Origin of the sequence: Solibacillus faecavium (assembly GCF_014836905.1) — a bacterium.
Classification (GTDB): Bacteria; Bacillota; Bacilli; order Bacillales_A; family Planococcaceae; genus Solibacillus; species Solibacillus faecavium.
The window spans coordinates 108,120-128,459 of record NZ_JACSPZ010000003.1 but is presented as its reverse complement, the minus strand read 5'-3'; the positions used below and the strand labels follow the sequence as shown (position 1 = coordinate 128,459).

Annotated in this window: 22 protein-coding genes; 4 read left to right on the top strand and 18 right to left on the bottom strand. The window is 38.4% G+C overall.

Going from position 1 to position 20,340, the window contains the following annotated elements; genetic code table 11:
- Positions 1-9: 9 nt before the first annotated feature.
- The 7 genes from H9635_RS07550 to kduI all read right to left on the bottom strand — a co-directional run bounded on the left by H9635_RS07550 (position 10) and on the right by kduI (position 6,538).
- Positions 10-768 (bottom strand): SDR family NAD(P)-dependent oxidoreductase, encoded by a 759-nt coding sequence (locus tag H9635_RS07550; protein ID WP_191699579.1) that lies wholly within the window; start codon positions 766-768, stop codon positions 10-12.
- Positions 749-1,780, bottom strand: a complete 1,032-nt coding sequence (locus H9635_RS07545) for a zinc-dependent alcohol dehydrogenase (RefSeq protein WP_191699578.1) — start codon at positions 1,778-1,780, stop codon at positions 749-751. Before H9635_RS07545 ends, H9635_RS07550 begins: the two co-directional genes overlap by 20 nt.
- Positions 1,781-1,844: 64 nt before the next feature.
- Positions 1,845-3,152 carry a TRAP transporter large permease gene (locus H9635_RS07540; protein ID WP_191699577.1) on the bottom strand — a complete coding sequence of 436 codons (1,308 nt, stop codon included), beginning with the start codon at positions 3,150-3,152 and terminating at the stop codon, positions 1,845-1,847.
- A gap of 24 nt (positions 3,153-3,176) precedes the next feature.
- Complete coding sequence (locus tag H9635_RS07535; protein ID WP_191699576.1) at positions 3,177-3,662, bottom strand: TRAP transporter small permease; 486 nt, start codon at positions 3,660-3,662, stop codon at positions 3,177-3,179.
- Between the two features lie 15 nt (positions 3,663-3,677).
- Entirely contained in the window at positions 3,678-4,715 is a 1,038-nt protein-coding gene (locus tag H9635_RS07530; RefSeq protein ID WP_225231186.1) for a TRAP transporter substrate-binding protein, read from the bottom strand.
- Between the two features lie 19 nt (positions 4,716-4,734).
- Positions 4,735-5,697: a C-terminal binding protein gene (locus H9635_RS07525; RefSeq protein ID WP_225231185.1), complete on the bottom strand. Its 963-nt coding sequence runs from the start codon at positions 5,695-5,697 to the stop codon at positions 4,735-4,737.
- A 10-nt stretch (positions 5,698-5,707) separates the two neighbouring features.
- Positions 5,708-6,538, bottom strand: a complete 831-nt coding sequence (gene kduI, locus H9635_RS07520; RefSeq protein WP_191699575.1) for a 5-dehydro-4-deoxy-D-glucuronate isomerase — start codon at positions 6,536-6,538, stop codon at positions 5,708-5,710.
- A 224-nt stretch (positions 6,539-6,762) separates the two neighbouring features.
- Here kduI and H9635_RS07515 point away from each other — a divergent pair, with 224 nt between their 5' ends.
- Complete coding sequence (locus tag H9635_RS07515) at positions 6,763-7,524, top strand: IclR family transcriptional regulator (protein ID WP_191699574.1); 762 nt, start codon at positions 6,763-6,765, stop codon at positions 7,522-7,524.
- Between the two features lie 67 nt (positions 7,525-7,591).
- On the opposite strand, the gene eno is transcribed toward H9635_RS07515, so the two are convergent.
- The 9 genes from eno to H9635_RS07470 form a co-directional block, all read right to left on the bottom strand.
- On the bottom strand, positions 7,592-8,884 hold the full coding sequence (eno, locus tag H9635_RS07510; RefSeq protein ID WP_191699573.1) for a phosphopyruvate hydratase: 1,293 nt from the start codon (positions 8,882-8,884) through the stop codon (positions 7,592-7,594).
- 74 nt (positions 8,885-8,958) lie between these two features.
- Positions 8,959-10,500, bottom strand: a complete 1,542-nt coding sequence (gene gpmI, locus H9635_RS07505) for a 2,3-bisphosphoglycerate-independent phosphoglycerate mutase (protein ID WP_191699572.1) — start codon at positions 10,498-10,500, stop codon at positions 8,959-8,961.
- Entirely contained in the window at positions 10,493-11,254 is a 762-nt protein-coding gene (tpiA, locus tag H9635_RS07500; RefSeq protein ID WP_191699571.1) for a triose-phosphate isomerase, read from the bottom strand. The genes gpmI and tpiA overlap by 8 nt, the downstream gene beginning before the upstream one ends.
- A gap of 102 nt (positions 11,255-11,356) precedes the next feature.
- Positions 11,357-12,541, bottom strand: a complete 1,185-nt coding sequence (locus tag H9635_RS07495; RefSeq protein ID WP_191699570.1) for a phosphoglycerate kinase — start codon at positions 12,539-12,541, stop codon at positions 11,357-11,359.
- Between the two features lie 344 nt (positions 12,542-12,885).
- Positions 12,886-13,899 (bottom strand): type I glyceraldehyde-3-phosphate dehydrogenase, encoded by a 1,014-nt coding sequence (gene gap / locus H9635_RS07490; protein WP_191699569.1) that lies wholly within the window; start codon positions 13,897-13,899, stop codon positions 12,886-12,888.
- Between the two features lie 66 nt (positions 13,900-13,965).
- Entirely contained in the window at positions 13,966-14,994 is a 1,029-nt protein-coding gene (locus tag H9635_RS07485) for a sugar-binding transcriptional regulator (RefSeq protein ID WP_225231184.1), read from the bottom strand.
- Between the two features lie 169 nt (positions 14,995-15,163).
- Positions 15,164-15,397, bottom strand: a complete 234-nt coding sequence (locus H9635_RS07480; RefSeq protein ID WP_191699568.1) for a glutaredoxin family protein — start codon at positions 15,395-15,397, stop codon at positions 15,164-15,166.
- Positions 15,398-15,685: 288 nt separating this feature from the next.
- Positions 15,686-16,465 carry a TPM domain-containing protein gene (locus tag H9635_RS07475; RefSeq protein WP_191699567.1) on the bottom strand — a complete coding sequence of 260 codons (780 nt, stop codon included), beginning with the start codon at positions 16,463-16,465 and terminating at the stop codon, positions 15,686-15,688.
- Between the two features lie 33 nt (positions 16,466-16,498).
- Complete coding sequence (locus H9635_RS07470; protein ID WP_191699566.1) at positions 16,499-17,086, bottom strand: LemA family protein; 588 nt, start codon at positions 17,084-17,086, stop codon at positions 16,499-16,501.
- A gap of 95 nt (positions 17,087-17,181) precedes the next feature.
- Between H9635_RS07470 and H9635_RS07465 the strand changes: the two genes are divergently transcribed.
- On the top strand, positions 17,182-17,793 hold the full coding sequence (locus H9635_RS07465) for a spore coat protein (RefSeq protein WP_191699565.1): 612 nt from the start codon (positions 17,182-17,184) through the stop codon (positions 17,791-17,793).
- A gap of 177 nt (positions 17,794-17,970) precedes the next feature.
- Entirely contained in the window at positions 17,971-18,147 is a 177-nt protein-coding gene (locus H9635_RS07460; RefSeq protein ID WP_008406370.1) for a hypothetical protein, read from the top strand.
- 121 nt (positions 18,148-18,268) lie between these two features.
- Here the strand turns inward: H9635_RS07460 and H9635_RS07455 are convergent, their stop codons facing one another.
- Both H9635_RS07455 and H9635_RS07450 read right to left on the bottom strand, forming a co-directional pair.
- Entirely contained in the window at positions 18,269-18,541 is a 273-nt protein-coding gene (locus H9635_RS07455; protein WP_191699564.1) for a hypothetical protein, read from the bottom strand.
- Positions 18,542-18,557: 16 nt separating this feature from the next.
- Positions 18,558-19,058, bottom strand: coding sequence for a hypothetical protein (locus tag H9635_RS07450; RefSeq protein WP_191699563.1), 501 nt, complete (start codon positions 19,056-19,058; stop codon positions 18,558-18,560).
- Between the two features lie 192 nt (positions 19,059-19,250).
- On the opposite strand from H9635_RS07450, the gene H9635_RS07445 reads away from it, so the two are divergent.
- Positions 19,251-20,120 (top strand): helix-turn-helix domain-containing protein, encoded by an 870-nt coding sequence (locus H9635_RS07445; RefSeq protein ID WP_191699562.1) that lies wholly within the window; start codon positions 19,251-19,253, stop codon positions 20,118-20,120.
- The last annotated feature ends 220 nt before the right edge of the window (positions 20,121-20,340 follow it).

The following is a 20,340-nucleotide window of genomic DNA, read 5'->3' as shown; positions in this document are numbered from 1 at the left end:
ACATCCTCCTTATCGGCCTAACCAACCACCATCCACTGCGATAGTAAAACCGTGAATATAATTCGATGCCTCCGATGCTAAAAAGATTGCAGCCCCTTGCATATCTTTTCCGTTCCCCCAACGATTGGCAGGGATACGCTCCATAATTTGACGACTCCGAACCACATCATTCATCAAGGCCTCATTCATATCTGTCGCCATATAGCCTGGTGCAATACAGTTTACATTGACACCTTTAGATGCCCATTCATTAGCTAATGACTTTGTAAATTGCATAACTGCCCCCTTACTTGCGGCGTATGCGGGTACTGTTAATCCACCTTGGAAAGATAATAGTGAAGCCATGTTAATAATTTTTCCTGAACTGCGCGCAAGCATAGGTTTCCCGAATATTTTACATAAACTAAAAACAGCATTTGCATTCACATTCATCACGAATTCCCAATCTTCTTGCGGAAATTCAACAGCTGGATGACGCTTTTGTACGCCTGCATTATTTACTAAAATATCAATTTCACCTAATCGGGAAGTGACCTGTTCAAATAATTGTTGATGCTCGGCTATGTTTGATATATCAAATGGTATCGATACGGATTTTACACCGTAAACTTCGATTTCCTTCACAATTTCCGGACATTCTGTACGTGAAATAACAGCAACATTTGCTCCAGCACTGGCAAGTCCAATGGCAATTTCTTTACCTAGCCCCCGGTTGCCACCAGTAACTACCGCATTCTTCCCTACTAAACTAAACAGATTCGTTTTCATTATTTACCTCCCCAAATGCATATAACACCTTAATGGCATCTGTAGGTGTAGTTAATAAGTTGAATCCTTCTTTGGCTTGTTCAGCATGTAATGTATGTGTAATGATTTCATCAAATTCTTTATTTTTCACGAGCAAATCTAATGCAAGTTCAATATCCCTCTTCGTATAAACACGAACAAATTGCATTGTTAATTCTTTAAACATTCCTTGTAGCAAATTTAGCTCTGTTGGTTTTTTATAACCCGCCACAATTACAACCGTACCTTGTACTTTTGCAATTTGAGTCACCTGCGCCAATACTGCAGGATGTCCGGCGCAATCAAATACATAATCTATTCCTGATTGATTAGTTAACTGGTCGATCACAGCTTCCACATTATCTTTAGCAGGGTTTAGTGTTTGAAAACCCAGCTCCTCCGCTTTTCTTAACCGCAGTTCATTATTTTCAATAACAACCACTTCAGAAGCTCCATAAGCACGTAATGTTAAAGCTACGCATAAGCCGATTGTTCCTGCACCGTACACAACTGCTCGATCGCCAACTAAAAACTTTGATTTTCTTACTGCATGTACTGCAACTGCCACAGGTTCTGCTAAAGCTCCGGTTTTTAAAGATAAAGCTTCTGGCAATACAATCAACTGATCTTCATGTACCACTACGTACTCTGCCATTCCACCATCCACATCAATACCTACAAGTTTTAAATCATCACATACATGAGATTGCCCTGAAAGACAAGGCATACATATACTACAGCTAAGTAATGGATTCACCGTTACTTTTGTACCGATTAGATATTTTGGATGATGACTCGCTACTGTTGCTGAAAATTCATGCCCAAGTATTAATGGTGCTTTCGCTCTTGGATGTGTTCCTGCAAAAATGTTTAAATCTGTTCCACAAATTCCTGCATAAGCATTTTTTAATAACACATAGCCTTCTTGGACCTCAGGCTTTTCCACTTCACGATATTCCACGTTTTGCGGGTTTGCATAGACGATTGCTTTCATAAAATATCCCCCATTATAAAATAAGGGGCTGTCTCTTGTAACACACTAGACACCCCCTCCATCATTACTTAATAAACCCTAATAAAGTTGGTAACCACAGTGAAAGTGCTGGAATATATGTTACTAATAATAATACTGCTACTGTAATTCCGAAGAATGGGATTAACGGTTTAATTACTTGTTCAATTTTCAGTTTCGCAACTCGAGCCCCCACAAATAATACCGGTCCTACTGGGGGAGTGATTGTACCTATACTTAAGTTGAATACAACCATAATTCCAAAGTGCACTGGGTCCATACCAAATTGTAAAACGATTGGCAGGAAAATTGGTGTGAAAATCAAAATTGCTGGTGTTGGATCCATAAATGTTCCTACGATTAAAAGTACGATATTCATAATGATTAAAATCACAATCATATTATCAGTAAATCCTAATAATGCATCTGCAATTAGTTGAGGAATTCCCGTAAAGGCCATTACCCATGACATAATTGTTGATACACCAATTAAGAAAATTACGATTGCTGTCGTACGAGTTGATTCTAGTAAAATACGTGGTAATTCTTTAACTTTGATAGTTCGGTATATGAAAGAAAGAACAAGTGCATAAACAACTGCGATTGCTGAACCTTCTGTCGCTGTAAATGCTCCCCTAATAATTCCGCCAATAACGATTACGATTAATAGTAAACTTGGAATTGCATCTATAAATACCTTTAGTGCAACCTTAAACGGTACCTTTTCATCGCTCTTGTATCCTTTTCTTTTTGCCATAAAAAAAGCAACAATCATACAGCCTAGCCCCCATAAAATGCCAGGTATATAACCTGCCATAAATAAAGCAGCAATCGAAGTTCCACCACTTACTAAGGAAAAGACAATTAGCGTATTACTCGGTGGAATCAACATACCTGTTGGTGCGGAAGCTATATTTACTGCAGCACTAAAGGATTTGTCGTAACCTTCTTTTTCCTGCAACGGTGCCATAGTAGATCCAACTGCAGCTGCAGCAGCTACTGCTGAACCAGAGATTGAACCGAACATCATATTTGCTAATACATTTGTTTGTGCCAGTGATCCAGGCATACGACCTGCTAATACTTTTGCGCAGTTTACTAGCCGCATCGCAATTCCACCGTTATTCATAATGACACCTGCTAATATGAAAAATGGAATTGCTAATAATGTAAATGAATTCATCCCTGTAAACATACGCTGCGCCGATGTTTGTAGTGCATTTTCAGGACCTAATATCGAAAACATCGCAAGTACAGAAGCAATACCAACACTAATACTGATAGGTGCTCCAATAATTAAGAAAAATGCGACGCCAAGCAATAGTATTAATCCAGCAACCCCTGCTGTCCCCATAATTAATTTCCCCCCACCATATCCCTATACGATTTCCAATGGTTTTTTTGTTTTTGCGATGACATAAATATTGTATATACAGTAAAAGATAATGAAACCCCCACTGACCGGCATAACTGCATATAAATAGCCGACTGGTACATTTAATGCTGCCGACATTTGTGTCCATGCAATTTTTGTTGTTGTCAATCCACCTGAAATTAATACGAGCGCAGAAAAAGCAATAATACTAACTTCAATAAATAATTGAGAAGCAATACGCAACTTTTTAGGCATACTGTCTTGAATAAATTCAATACGCATATGACCATTTTCGCCAAATACAAATGCTGCACCAAACATAACTAACCAAACAAAACAATATTTGGCCAATTCTTCAGAAAAAGCACTTGGATTGTTCAAAATAAATCGCGTAATTACCTGCCAAGTAACAAGTACAACTAATGCGCCAAATAATATGACGCATATTGTTGAGAGTACTTTATCTAATATTTTCTTAATTGATTCCAATCAAGCCACCACCTATTATTGTGTTCTTGCTGCTTGAACTTTCTCATATAAAGCTTTCGCATTTTCACTTACTAATTTTGATTCAACAACCGGTTTTGTTGCTTCACGGAAAGCATCTACGTCTGCATCATTGAAAACTGCTCCTGCTGCTTCAGCATCTGCAATTGCTTTTTTCACATCTTTATCCCACATTACAACTTCTTTATCAATTGCTACTAAAAGTTCTTCTTTAAAAATTTGTTGGTGTTCTTCCGACATACCATCAAATAATTTAGAGTTTACTAGTAAATAATCCGGGAACATTAAATGTTTTGTGTAAGAGAAATATGGTGCGATTTCTGCATGTTTTAAGTTTGAGTAAATTAATTCGTTATTTTCTCCACCCTCAATTACTCCTGATTGGATCGCTGTATATACTTCACCTTGTCCCATTGGTGTACCTGTACCACCCATTTGAGTCATCATTTGAATATTTGTATCAGATTCAATAATTCGGATTTTCATACCTTTTAAATCTTCTGGTGTGTTGATTGGTTTTTCCTTGTTATAAACGTTACGTACACCCGAGTGGAATGCCCCAGCGACAAATAATCCTTGGTCTTTCAATGAATCGTATAAATCACCCACAACTTCCTGATTATTTAATACGGCCATTTGGTGTTCTGCAGAATCAAAAACGTATGGTAAATTGAATACTGAGAAGTCTTCGTTAAAGTTTTCCAATAAACTACCTGCTACAAGAGACATTGCAATTGTTCCAGTTTGAACAAGCTCAATTGTTTCACGTTGCGCGCCTAATAATTCATTTGGGAAAATTTCTACAGAATAGGCACCATTCGTACGCTCATTAAATTTCTCACCGAATTCCTTCATTGCTTTATACTGTGGGTGATTTTCTGGTTGATTGAACGCTAATTTTAACACTTCTGTCTTACCGGATTCTCCACTTACTGGCACACTACCTGAGCCTTCACTATCACCACAAGCAGCTAATACTGATAAAATTAAAACAAACATACTCAACATCCAAAACTTTTTTATAGATTTCGACATTTTCCCTATCCCCTTTTAATTAATTTATAGAATTGACTGGATACTGAACAAATTGTCCTTCCAAATATCTAACTGCTTCCTGTGCAACTTTTCTTTTTAATTCTTGTGCTGCTTCTTCAGAATACCAAGCCATATGAGGTGTACATATTACCTCATCTAGTTGAAGCAATTTTGAATTTGGGCCAATTGGTTCCGTCTCACTAACATCCAAACCAGCACCAGCAATTTCGCCATTTACAATAGCTTCATATAATGATGTTTCATCAATAATTCCACCCCTAGAAACATTGATTAAATAGCTGTGCGGTTGCATTGCTTTAAATACTTCCTTATTAAACATATGATACGTGTTGTCTGAAGGACAGTGGATTGAAACCACATCTGACGTTCGAATTAATTCATCAAACGATGTAAACTCTATAAACTGTAAATCTTCAGCCAATGCTTTTTGTTGTTTAGAGGGATCAAACGCAATTACCTTCATTCCAAGCCCGTTCACTTTTTGCGCAAAAGCACTTCCGATTCTCCCTAGACCAATTACGCCTACCGTTTGCTCTCTATGCCTATAAATTGGAATACTTTTTTGATAATCCCAATTTCCAGTTTTCACTCGATTATTCATAAGTGGAATTTTCCGAGTAAGCGCTAACATTAATGCCAAGGCATGGTCTGCAACCTCATGTGTCCCGTAATCTGGCACGTTGCAAACTTGTACACCATATTTTGTTGCTGCTTCTAGGTCAATATTATTTACACCCACGCCATAGCGAATAAGTAGCTTTAAATCGGGCAACTTCGCTAAAACTTTTTCTGTAAAAGGTGCATATTGATTAACAATAACAACTGCTTGTTGGCAATTTTGAATGATATCTTCTTCTGTTTTATTTTGTTGAAGCTCGAATTCTATATTGGCTTCATTAAATATGGATTGTTCAATTTCAAGACTTGCGTGATCACAATCAGAAATAATTACTTTCATCATGTCTACCTCCTTATCTCAAATCTTTCATTGCAACATGGTCCATATCATCAAAATCCAAATTCTCTCCACACATTCCCCAAATAAATGTGTAGTTTTTCGTGCCAATACCAGAATGAATAGACCAGCTAGGCGATAAAACGGCTTGTTCATTTGCCACGACTAAATGACGAGTTTCATTCGGCTGACCCATTAAGTGGAATACACGCGTGTCTTCCTCCATATCGAAGTAAAAGTAGACTTCCATTCGACGTTCGTGCGTATGACATGGCATCGTATTCCATCCGCTACCTTCTTCAAGCACAGTCATTCCCATACTTAATTGACAAGTTTCTAATACATCCGGGTGAATAAATTGATTAATAACACGTTTATTCATATTTTCAGATGTACCCATTGGACGCTTAATTGCTTTTTCGAATCCAATTTTTGTCGTAGGGTATGATTTATGGGCAGGACAGCAATTCACATAGAATTTTGCTGGATTTTGCGGATCACTCGATTCAAATACCAAGTCACGAGTCCCTCGACTTATATAAAGTGCTTCTTTATTATTGATTTCATAAATTTCCTCATCGCATTTAATACGACCAGGACCCCCTATGTTAATAACTCCCATTTCTCGACGCTCTAAAAAATATTCTGCTGCTAACTCTTTCCCCGCATCCAGTGTTACACGCTTTTCTACCGGCATAACTCCGCCATAAATAATACGATCCACGTGGCTATAAACAAAATTTGCTTCATCACTTACAAAAACTGTTTCAAGCATAAATTGTTCACGTAATTTTTCGGTTGTATATTGTTTAAAATCTTCCGGATGGTGTGCATAAAGAATTTTCACTATTAAATCCTCCTCGAAATTTAGTAAACGCTTTCATTTGTTCCACAATGTAGAACTATGTTCCAAATATATCTTAATTATATTATTATTTTTAGAATTTTCAAGATAAATTTTTTATTCTGAATATTATTTGCGAAATTATTGAATTAGTATAAAGTTTACAAAGGAAAACAATTTCGAATATGATATTAGTTATATGTAATTTATAGAAAGGTGGATTATCATTGGCTACTGTACAATCAATTGAACGCGCTTTTATTATTTTAGAGCACTTGTCTGGACACCCCCATGGTATGCAAATTACTAAATTAGCCAAGGAAACAGGGCTTTCAAAAAGTACTGTTCATCGTTTACTTTCAACTTTGATTGAACTTAAATATGTCAAACAAGACATGGATACGGAGCGCTATACAATTGGATATCGAGCTTTGTATTTATCACGGAATTTATTAAACACTTCAAGTTTAATCTCTACTGCTAAACCATATTTCCAAAATCTGGTAGCAGATATTAACGAAACTATCCATTTATGTGTGGAAGAACATGAGGAAGTAGTTTACATCGATAAAATTGAAAGCAACCAAACAATACATATGTCATCAAGAATCGGTAGCCGTGCACCGTTATATTGTACAGGGGTTGGTAAAATGATTTTATCTGGTAAAACAGATGAGGAAGTTCATGATATTACAAGTAGAATTGAATTTATAAAAAAAACGCCAAATACAATAGTAACACCTAGCGAATTTATTGATGAAATATTTCAAATTCGGAGACAAGGCTATTCATTAGATAATATTGAAAACGAAGAAGGAATTCGTTGTATCGCAGTACCCATTTATGATTTTTCGGGTCAAATCATTGCTAGTTTTAGTGTTTCTGGTCCTAGTAGTCGTATTAGTTTAGAGTGGATTCAATCAGAATTAGCTGAAAAACTAATTCAAACTGCTAAAGAAATATCCCTTCAATTAGGTTTTAGAAATTAACCGATTTTTTATATTAAAACAGGAAGAGCTCCCGAAAATGTCCGGGAGCTCTCTTTAAATCAATTCATTATTTAATATTATAGAAAGACTTTAACCCTTCAAAACGGCTAGTGTCGCCTAATTGATCTTCAATGCGTAATAATTGGTTGTACTTCGCAACGCGGTCTGTACGAGATGGTGCGCCCGTTTTAATTTGACCCGCATTTGTTGCAACTGCAATATCAGCAATTGTGTTGTCTTCTGATTCGCCTGAACGGTGAGAAATTACTGCCGTATAGCCAGCGCGTTTCGCCATTTCAATCGCTTCAAACGTTTCAGTTAAAGTACCGATTTGGTTTACTTTAATTAAAATCGCATTGCCAACACCCTCTTCAATACCACGAGATAATTTTTCAGTATTTGTTACGAACAGATCGTCACCTACTAATTGTACGCGGTCACCGATACGCTCTGTTAATAGCTTATGGCCAGCCCAGTCATTTTCGTCTAAGCCGTCTTCAATTGAGATGATTGGGTATTTAGAAGTTAACTCCTCGTACCAAGCAACCATTTCTTCAGAAGTTTTTTCTACGCCTTCACCAGCTAAAACGTATTTGCCTGTTTCTTTGTTGTAAAGCTCAGAAGAAGCTACGTCAAGCGCGATACGGATATCATCGCCCATTTTGTAGCCAGCTTTTTCAACTGCTTCAATAATAACAGTGATCGCTTCTTCGTTTGAGCTTAAATTTGGCGCGAAACCACCTTCGTCACCTACTGCTGTGTTGTAGCCTTTACCTTTTAAAACTGCTTTTAAGTTATGGAAAACTTCAGTACCCATACGTAATGCTTCTTTAAATGATTTCGCACCTACTGGCATTACCATGAATTCCTGAATGTCTACGTTGTTGTCTGCATGTTCACCACCGTTGATGATGTTCATCATTGGCAATGGTAATTGTTTTGAATTGAATCCACCTAAATATTGATATAAAGGAATATCTAAGTAATCAGCTGCTGCATGTGCTACAGCCATAGAAACACCTAAAATTGCGTTTGCACCTAATTTACCTTTGTTGTCTGTTCCGTCAAGTTCGATTAACGCTTGGTCGATTACAACTTGGTCCAATACAGAATATTGACCTTCTAATTCTTCAGCGATAATTGTGTTTACGTTTTCTACCGCTTTTTCAACACCTTTACCTAAGTAGCGGCCTTTATCTCCGTCACGTAATTCCACTGCTTCATATTCACCAGTTGATGCACCAGATGGCACGATCGCACGACCAAATGCACCTGATTCTGTGAATACTTCTACCTCTACTGTTGGGTTACCGCGAGAGTCTAATACTTCACGAGCGTATACTTGAGTAATGAATGGCATAATAAAAAATCTCCTCTGTCAATAAATTTATTAGGTGCTTGCACAATGACAAGCGATATAATTAACCGCGCGATTTACTTCTCGCTTGGCATAACTAACGATTTCCCTGTCATTTCGGCAGGTTGGTCAATTCCAAGCAAATCCAGCATAGTAGGTGCTAAATCTGCTAAAATCCCATCTTCATAAAGCATCACACCAGGCTTTGTCACAATGACCGGCACTGGGTTTGTCGTATGGGCTGTCATCGGCTGATTATCCAATGTCACAACTTCATCCGAGTTGCCATGGTCTGCAGTAATAATCGCATGGCCTCCTTTTTCTGCGATCGCATCGACGATTTTACCTAAGCACTCATCGACCGCTTCAATCGCTTTAATCGTTGGCTCCAGCATGCCTGAATGCCCTACCATATCTGGATTGGCAAAATTTAAAATAATGGCATCAAATTTATCCTCTGCAATGGCATTCAATAAAGCATCTGTCACTTCATAAGCACTCATTTCAGGCTTCAAATCGTATGTCGCTACTTTCGGAGAAGCGATTAAAATACGCTCTTCCCCTACAAATGTAACTTCACGACCTCCACTCATAAAGAACGTGACATGCGGATACTTTTCCGTTTCCGCAATGCGTAGCTGTGTTTTGCCTGCTCTTGAAATGACCTCACCAAGTGTTTTTACAAGGTTGTCATTCTCATAGGCAACTTCAGATACGACATCTTCACTATAATGTGTGAAAGAAACAAATTTTAAGTTTTGTGGATGGTTTTGTGATAACGGAATGCCATCACAATTTTCACTTGTAAACACTTGCGACAATTGAATCGCACGGTCCGGACGGAAGTTGAAAAAGATTACCGCATCATTCGTATCAATTGTAGCGACCGGCTTACCTTCTTCTGTCACAACAAACGGAACAACGAACTCATCATGAAGATCGCGCTCATACGAAGACTCTACACCAGCAGTAGCAGAAGAAGCAGTCTGTCCAACTCCATCGACTAAGGCATTATATGTCAAAGCGACACGCTCCCAGCGACGATCTCGGTCCATTGCATAGTAGCGGCCATGAATCGAGGCAAACTTCCCAACACCGATTTCCGTCATCTGCTTTTCCGTTTCAAGAATATAGTTAAGCGCTGTCGTTGGACCAACATCACGACCATCGAGGAAGCCATGGACATATACTTCCTCCAGATTATTTGCCTTCGCTAATTTCAATAAGGCAAACAGATGCTCATAGTGACTATGTACGCCACCATCTGAAAGCAGCCCCATTAAATGCAGCTTTGAACCATGAGCCTTTGCATGTTCAACAGCAGCTAAAAATGCTTTATTTCTGAAAAAATCACCTTCACGAATCGATTTATGGATACGTGTAAGATTTTGATAAACTATGCGCCCTGCACCGATGTTTAAGTGACCTACTTCAGAGTTCCCCATTTGGCCCTCTGGCAGACCTACAGCCTCCCCGCTCGCTGTTAATGTAGCGTGCGGGTAAACATTCCAGTAGCGATCGAAATTCGGTTTATATGCTTGGGCAACGGCATTTCCCTTTACTTCATCACGAAAAGCAAAGCCGTCCAAAATAATTAATGCAACAGGTTGTTTAGGCATTTGCTGCCGCCTCCAATAACTTCATAAATGATGCCGGATCTAAGCTCGCTCCACCTACTAAGGCACCATCAATATGTTCTTGCGCTAATAACTCTTTAATATTTTCAGGCTTTACGCTGCCACCGTATTGAATACGTACTTTTCTAGCAGTATCTTTGCCATATAACGTTTCGATCGCTAAACGAATTGCACAGCATACAACATTAGCATCTTGAGCCGTAGCCGTTTTACCTGTTCCAATTGCCCAGATTGGCTCATAAGCAATGACCATATGTTCAACCTCAATCGGTGCAAAGCCTTCCAGCGCCTTTGTAATTTGTCGTGCTACCTTTGCCTCTGTCTGTTCCGCTTCACGCTCTTCTAACGTTTCACCACAGCAAATAATCGGTACAATTCCTTGACTAAGCGCTGCTCGAATTTTTTTGTTAATCGCTTCATCTGTTTCGTTAAACATTTCACGTCGCTCTGAATGCCCTAAAATAACGTAATCTACATTAATATTGGCAAGCATCACAGGACTGATCTCACCTGTAAATGCCCCTTCATTTTCGTAATGCATATTTTGTGCGCCAATTGCCAGGCTTGAATCTTCTGATGCTACGACAAGCGTCGGTAAATATAGGGCTGGTGCACAAATGACTGCATCCACTTTATCAGGGGATGGGATGTCTTGCTGAATCTCTTCCACAAAGTCCACTGCCTCATCAAATGTTTTATACATTTTCCAGTTTCCTGCTATGATCGGTTTTCTCATACAAAACCCTCCGTTTTTAATTATTTTGTTCATTAACACTTACTGTTTTCCGCTACGACGGACGCTTTGAGTCAGTGTTGACACAAATAATTACTCTATAAATTATTTATCGTTTAACGCAACAATACCCGGTAATTCCTTACCCTCCATTAACTCTAATGAAGCACCGCCGCCTGTTGAAATATGGTCCATTTTAGATGCTACTTCAAATTTTTCTACCGCTGCAGCTGAATCACCGCCACCGATAATTGTGTAGCCATCTGTTGTTGCCATTGCATCTGCTACTGTTTTTGTACCATTTGCAAATTTCTCCATTTCGAACACACCCATTGGTCCATTCCAAATAATTAATTTTGATTGTTTAATAACTTCTGCATAGTTTTCGGCTGTTTTCGGTCCGATATCAAGTCCCATCCAGTCAGAAGGAATCGCATCGATTGCAACTACTTTAGTGTCAGCATCTTTTGAAAATTCGTTTGCTACGACTGCATCAACTGGCATGTGCAGCTGAACGCCTTTTTCTTTTGCTTTTTCGATAAAGCCTTTTGCCAACTCGATTTTATCTTCTTCTAGCAATGACTTCCCGATATCATGCCCCATTGCTTTTACGAATGTGAATACTAAGCCGCCACCGATAATGAGGTGGTCTACTTTATCTAATAAGTTTTCAATTACACCGATTTTATCTTTAACTTTTGCGCCACCAATAATCGCTGTGAATGGACGCTCCGGATTTGATAAAGCTTTCCCTAATACGTCTAATTCTTTTTCCATTAATAAACCTGATACAGCTGGTACATGCTTTGCAATACCTTCTGTTGAAGCGTGTGCACGGTGAGCTGCACCAAATGCATCATTTACGTAAAGGTCCGCTAATTTTGCAAACTCTTTTGCCAATGTCTCGTCGTTTTTCTCTTCGCCTTTATGGAAGCGTACGTTTTCAAGAAGAATGATGTCGCCGTCTTGCATATTGTTTACCGCTGCTTCTACATCTGTACCAATTGATTCATCAAGCTTCGTAACAGGCTTGCCCATTAATTCAGAAAGACGTTCACCTACTGCTGTCAAACGCATATCTTCATTCACTTCACCTTTTGGACGACCAAGGTGTGAAGCTAAAATAACTTTTGCCCCTGCACTCACTAATTGCTCAATTGTTGGAACAGCTGCACGAATACGCGTTTCATCCGTAATTTTGCCATCTTCCATTGGCACATTAAAATCAACACGTACAAATACGCGCTTCCCTTTTACATCTACATCATTCATTGACTTCTTTAAAAACATAAAGAAAATCCTCCTTTAAATTCAATCGTGAAATTATTGTGTGGATAGTATACTCGTTAGTTAAAATAGTATCAAACTTCAATAATGCTGTCTTGTGTCGCCTCTGATTTCCCTCGTATTCGCGATTATTTATGACGAAGATGAATCTTTGCGCTTAAATCCCTAAACAATATGTATGTACCCAATTTTCTTATATTCAAAAAAAAGAGCGGTCGGGTAATTCCCTGCCGCTCTTTTACCCTTATACATTATAAGGTTTCTACCTTTTAAAGGCTATACTTTTTATGTCAAATTCTAATTAATATGTCACATATTTTCTTCATTCTTTAAAAAGTATGTCACAATTAGTTTTTGTCGATTCCTTGCTCAGCGATATATAACGCTAGATCCATTAATCGAGTAGAATACCCAATTTCATTATCATACCAAGCGACTACTTTTGCCATACGGTTTTCCATTACCATTGTCGATAAGCCATCGATTGTTGATGATGCCGGATTGCCGTTATAGTCGATCGATACTAGTGGCAATTCATTGTACGCAAGAATTCCTTTTAAGTCGCCCTCTGAAGCCTCTTTTAATGCCGCATTGATTGAATCAGCTGTTACGTCTTTATCAAGCTCCACAACTAAATCCACACAAGATACGTTTGGTGTCGGAACACGCATTGAGAAGCCGTCTAGTTTGCCTTTTAATTGTGGCAATACTTTCGATACTGCTACTGCTGCACCTGTAGTTGTCGGAATCATTGATACCGCGCCAGCACGTGCACGACGTGGGTCTGAGTGCGGGAAGTCAAGGATACGCTGGTCATTTGTATACGAGTGAATTGTCGTCATCATACCGCGCTTAATACCGAATTGTTCATCCAATACTTTTGCAAGCGGTGCTAAACAGTTTGTCGTACAAGAAGCGTTCGAGATAACATCCTGTGATGGGTCATAATCCGTATGGTTTACGCCCATAACATAAGTTGGCATATCGCCTTTTGCTGGTGCTGAAAGAATCGCTTTTTTCGCCCCGGCTTGAATATGCTTCTCTACTTCTTCCATTGAACGCCATCTACCCGTACATTCTAAAACAACATCTACACCAATTTCGCCCCATGGTAATTTTGCAGGATCTTTTTCTGAATACACTTGAATGCGTTTGCCGTTTACGATAAATGCATCACCTTCCGCCTGAACATCTGCATCGTACACACCATGTACTGAGTCATACTTCAATAAGTGTGCAAGCTGTCCGGCATCTGTTAAATCATTTACTGCAACAACTTCAAATTCCTCGTGCTTCATTGCTTCACGGAATACTAAACGTCCGATTCGACCAAATCCATTAATTGCTAATTGTAATACCATGTGAAATTCCTCCAATATATTTATTATTTAAACAGTATGTGTAATGGACATACTTTTAAAAACAACTTATCTTTCTAGAATTGTATTTGCGGTTTGCTCATCCGTAATTAAAATCGTCTGCTTTACTGCATTTTTAAAATAAGCCTGAATTGCAACTGCCTTGTTACTACCTGCAGCAATCGCAATGACATGTTGCGCCTTATTTACATGCTCAAGCTGAATCCCGATTGTACGTAAATGATGAACAATATCGCCATTTTTATTGAAATAATAGCCAAACGCTTCTGCAACGGCTCCCTTTTGTTCAAGCAGCTGCTGCTCCTCGTATGTGCTATTGCGACGAAGTGCCATTTCCTGAGCGGCTCCAATGCCATGAACGACAATATCCACCTGCTCATACAGTTCAATCATTTCTTTAATGATTGGCTCATCCTTCATCGCTTCATAAGCCTGCTCACTTAAATGCTCCGGTAAAAATAAAGTACGATATTTTGCACCACATCTTTTGGCAAACTTAGAAACAACCGTATTCGCCTGGAACGTCATCTCGTCACCCATACCGCCTCGTGCTGCAATAAAATTCGCATCACTGAGCACCGTGTTCGCTGTTAAATACTCTTTCATCGAGGCCACACTGCTACCGCCAGTCACAGCTATCTGATCTTTACCTTTAGCGAGTTGCTGTAACATCTGTGCCGCTTCTTTACCGAGCTGTTGCTTTACAGTCATATCCTGGTCCGCATCACCCGTCACAATAATAACGCGTGCAATCCCGAACATTTCTTTAAGCTGTTGTTCCATCGCCACAATACCTGACAACTCCCGATGTAATTCGGAAAGCTGTTCTAATACTTCATACCCTTTTGGCATACAAATCATGCCCTTTTTCTGAATCGAGATCAATTGCTGCTCACTGAGGACGGTTGTTTCATTACGAATATCACGCTCTGTCATCTGAAGCTGCTCGACTAAAGCACGCCTACCAATTGGCCCGAATGTTGCTAAAGCCTGCAATACTCGAAACCTCTTTTGAAAGAGCTTATCGATTTCAGGCATTAGTTTGCGCTCTGCTGCAAAAAACGAAACATCAGTCAAAAAACCACCTACTCAACTATATTGGACAAATTATGTCCCGCATATTATTTTCTAGTCCCACTTAGAGCAAAAAAAATAATTTCTGTCTTTATTATAAAATGCATAATATTGTTTTGCAACTTATATACTTGTCGGAATTATGACTTTCAACAAAAGTAAGGCACCCGCATCAATCTCCGAGCGCCTCATATAACGTTGCATAATCAAGCTGTCCATATTGAATAACTTCCCCATCCTGCTCAACGACGGGAATCATTAGCATATATTTTTCATGCACTGCATCATCTTCCTCAATATTATAGTGCTCAATTGTAAAGTCGATATCTTCCTGAACTATTTTCAACGTATGTAGCCCTTCCACGCAAAGCTCACAGTCCGGTTTAGAATAAAATTTAATAATCATGGTATTTCCTCCCTTTTTTATATTATAGCCGGGGAGAATAGAAATGGGGAAAGCTTTTATTAGAAAATCTTTGCAACATATTAGCACTTTCATAACACTTATTAGCAAACGAACCTCACTTATTTGAACATCCGACCCTTTTATTAGCAAATCAACATTTTATTAGAACAATCGCAAAACATATTAGAACATCCCGGACATTTATTAGAAAACCTCCACCGCCTGCCGCACACCACACCACAAAAAAAGCACCTCACCCCCTTAAGAGTAAGATGCCCATCCTAAAACCTAAAACTTCCTGCCAGCCCCGCCGCCGAATGATCCGCCACCGCCGAAACCACCAAATCCACCGCCAGAAGAGCCGCCACCTCTACCGCCGAAACCGCCGCCAAATGCACCAGGGAATCCGCCGCTACGGTATACACGTCGAGCAGTACGTCTACGTCCACCTGGACCACCGCCACCGCCAAACTTCGTAATGAGGTAGTAAAGAATAATAATAAAAATAATAAAGCCAATGGAAATGCCGTCATCATCACCCGATGAAACAGGCTTCACTAAATCAGCCCCACCTGCTTCACCACCCATTTCCTCATAAAAAACAGAGAAAATATTCGCAAAAGCACTCGTATAATCCCCATTCATTAAATAAGGAAACATATATTCATCAATCATACTGCCGAGTTTGCCGTCCGGGTAATCACCCTCTAAGCCGCCGCCGACCGTAATCCATACATCATTTTCCCCTGGACCTTGCTCAGTCGTAGCGAAAATCAGCATCCCGTTATTCTCGTTCGCACCACCGATTCCCCATTGCCGAATCGTTTCCGTTCCGAATTCATACGCATCCATTCCACCGATCGTATCAATGGTCATCATGACGATTACATTGCCAGTTGAACCTTCCAATGCTTTTGCGGACTGAATCAGCTGTTGTTCCACATCATCAGATAGTACATTCGCATAATCATAAACGTAGGAATTATAAGCCGGCTTCTCCGGTATAGCGGCCATCACCTGAAGCGGTACAGCTAGGAACAATATGAAAAGCGAGACAATCCATCTCATACGCAACCCCCCTTTTTGGAAATTTCGCCTCTATTAATCAAAATCGACAGCCGGTGCTTCTTCCACACCTTCTTTAATTTCAAAGTAATCTTTTTGCTCAAAGCTGAACATGCCCGCGATTAAGTTTCCTGGGAATCGACGCACAGTATTATTGAATTGCTGAACCGTATCATTATAATCCTTACGCGCTACCGCCAAACGATTTTCTGTCCCTGCCAGCTCATCCATTAAACGTGTAAACTGCACATCGGATTTTAAAGTCGGGTAATTCTCAATGACTACTAATAATCGGGATAATGCCGAAGATAAATCATTGTTCGCTTCTGCTGCCTCACCAACTGTATTGGCATTGCCATATTGTGTACGTGCATTGGCAATTTGAGTAAAAATCTCCTCTTCCTGCTTCGCATAACCTTTTACGGTATTCACTAAGTTCGGTACTAAATCAAATCGACGCTGCAGCTGGTTTTCCACTTGCGCCCATGCTGCATCCACCGTTTCTTCCCCACTCACTAAATTGTTGTATTTCGGTACGACGATCATTGCCGCAATGACAATCACTACAATGATGGCAATGACCGTAATTAAACCAGCACTGCCTCTTTCATTTTTAGAATACATTTTGTCTCATCCCCTCTTTCTAAAAAAGTGCGTATAAAATTTATGTTCACATCCACAATAAGAGCGTACGAAATTCTTATTATGGAGGTTACTGAATGTTTACCCAATCATCCCAATCACAAGATAACCAAATGCCATTTTCAATGAATCATGGTGCTCATGAATTACTGGATGTTCATGAAGTACTAGGCGCTATGATCGGCGGATTAAATCAATACGTTTTATTACGTGACCAAATTCAAGACCCAGAGCTACTATCTATTATGGATCGACAATACCCATTTATGCTTGATGAATACAATCTTACAATGGAAGCCTACAAAACAGGACACGATCCAAAGCACCCAACTCGCAGCTACAATATGCAAATCGGCAATGATACAAATTACGGTATAAAACCAGGCGAGCCTAAAAAACCAATTACTTCTGCTAACGAAATTAATGACGATATCATTTCAAGCTTCATGCTAAGCTGTCATAAAGCAGGAGCAGCAGGAAAAACGGCTGCAGCTTTAGAGTGTACAAACCCAGTTGTACGTCGTGTACTGCAGGACTCTGTACCAAACTGCATCGAGATGGCCTACGAAATCTCTTTGTACCAAAACAAAAAAGGGTATTATCAAGTACCACAACTTTCGCAGCAGGATATGAATACGATGCTCAATATGTATGGGCAGGCACAGCAAGCTAAAAATATGCCTAACTAATCCCCAATAAAGTATACGATTAATTCTTCCATTAATTATTGGCTTTGAATTAATAATAATACATTTTTTTTGCGGATATCCAATATTTACTTGCAAAAATTAAAGAATATACTTCCCTAAACGAACAAACACTAATAATGGTGTTGTATCACCTACTACGATGAAGGAGGGGCTTTTATGAAAAATATTCGTGAAGGTTTAATTCCGACTGTACTTGGATCAGCTGTAACTGCAACGGGGTATGCAATGAAACAAAAAATCGGTACAAACAAGATGCTTGCCAATACCATTTTCGGTTTCGGCCTTGCCCATATTGTATTAGGAGCAATTGACCTTGTAGAACATCGTAAGTAATAAAAGCAGGATAATCTGCTTTCAGCTGGCTTAAAGAATCATTAAGGTTCTTTACAGCCAGCTTTTTTAATGACAAAAAACAGCTTAACCCCAATTTAGAAAGGGATTAAGCTGTAAAATATTAATTAAATAAGAGTAAAACAATACCCACAAAAATAATCATATTTGCTGGAATAACATAAAAATACATTTTCTTGCCTTTCTCTTGCCTTTCATTTCCAGCTTTGTTGAATAAGTATTCAAAGAAAAAGCTAGTCCCAGCTAATACAGTAGCTGCAAAAGCATATGGCATTACATTACTAGTAAAAAAGCCAGTAAATACTAGAGAAAGGATTAATAACAATACTAATAGACTTACCGAAATTGCGTAACGATCCAAGTATTTTGTAACCAATTAGTTCAACCTCCTATTAACACATTAATGATCCTCCCACCCAAATAGCTCCAGTAAGTGCTGTAACAGCAATTAAAGCAGGTGTACTTGCTACACCTAAAATATACATAGCTGCCTGAGTTTGAACACCATGGTATAACCCTAGCACACCTAATGCGATTTCACACATACTAGCATAAGTACCATATTCGAGCTCACCTTCAGCTTCTACTTCCAAATCTTCAATGGCATTATTTATATTATCGATATCTTTTTTTATTTCACTTAAACTAACATCAGAAGATATTACTTGCAACTTTTTCCCTAACTCATTTTCATTTACTAAGGTAAATAATTTTGTCTTTTCATCGAATACTAAGTGTTCCATTATTACTTCACTAATTTGAATGTCCTTTTCAGTAAATCCATTTTCATCATATGTAGGCCCTTGTGCAAAAGAATTCCCAACTCCACCAGTCAACAATACAAACGACATCATCATCAAAGCAACAATCTTCTTCAAATTTTTACTATACATTATTAAATCTCTCCTTTATATTTTATTATGAAAATTTAACCTAAATACAATCATCCACCTATAATCCAAATATCAACAAGGATTTGTATTAACTCCATTACATAACCCCACCTTTCTTATAGCTACTATAAAGGATATACTGGACTATACAACATATTATTCCATATGGAATATTTCATTGGAGGGATAGGAATGAATTTAGGTAAAGATTTAAAAAGTATTAGAAAGAATAAAACATATAGCCAAGCGGAAGTGGCGAGTAATATTATTTCTCAAAGTACCTATTCTAAGTTTGAGGCTGGAATAAGGGATGTAGACGCGAGCATATACCTTCAATTACTTCAACGCTTGAATATTTCAGCGGAAGAATTTGATTACATTCGGAATGACTATAATTACGGACGGAAACAAAAACTTATTCATAGTCTATTTTCTTTAGATTACAATCACATCGCGAGTTTACATAAATTAAAACAACAAACAGTCCTTTTTTTACAAGAGCATCGTGACGAGGATATAGAGGAGATCTACCTGATATGTGAGGCATTTATACAACTTCATGATACAAAAAATATTGATATAGCCCGAAATATAGTGGAGCCTATTTGGAAAGAGATGTCGAAATACGAACAGTGGTATTTAAATGATATCCGCATAATCAATACCATTTTATTTTTATTTCCTGCAGACATTGCGATTGAATTCACACAAACAGTATTAACTAGACTGGATATGTATAAAGATTTTCATGATGCTGAAAGACTAAAGATTGCATTTAAAATCAACCTCTCCCTGATACTTATAAAAAATAAAGATTATGCAAAGGCACTTACAATTATCGAAGATTCACTTCAATCTGATAAAAAAAAGATGAGTTATACTATTTTGTCGCTTCATTATTCAAGAGAAGCCATTTGTAGAGTTAATTTACAGGAAAAAAAACCTGAACATCCCTTAAAAAAAGCTCAACAGTTATTGATGCTTTACGACGATCAATACTATTGGGAACTGATTCAGCAAGAGTTTAAACAATATACCCTTTCAAGGTCTAGTATGGATTAATGAACAATTTCTTAAAGTTCAATTTGTTTGTAAACACAACAAAAAAGCACAAACGCTATTAAAACAGTTTGTGCTAAATGTTATGGAATTTTATTAAAACATCTTTTTTACAATCTGCGCAAACTTCATAAGACGGTATTTTCACCGAAAGATCTAGTGGAACTCTCCATGTAAAACCTTGTATATTTTCTTATGATCGCTCCTTTAAGGTGACTTATAG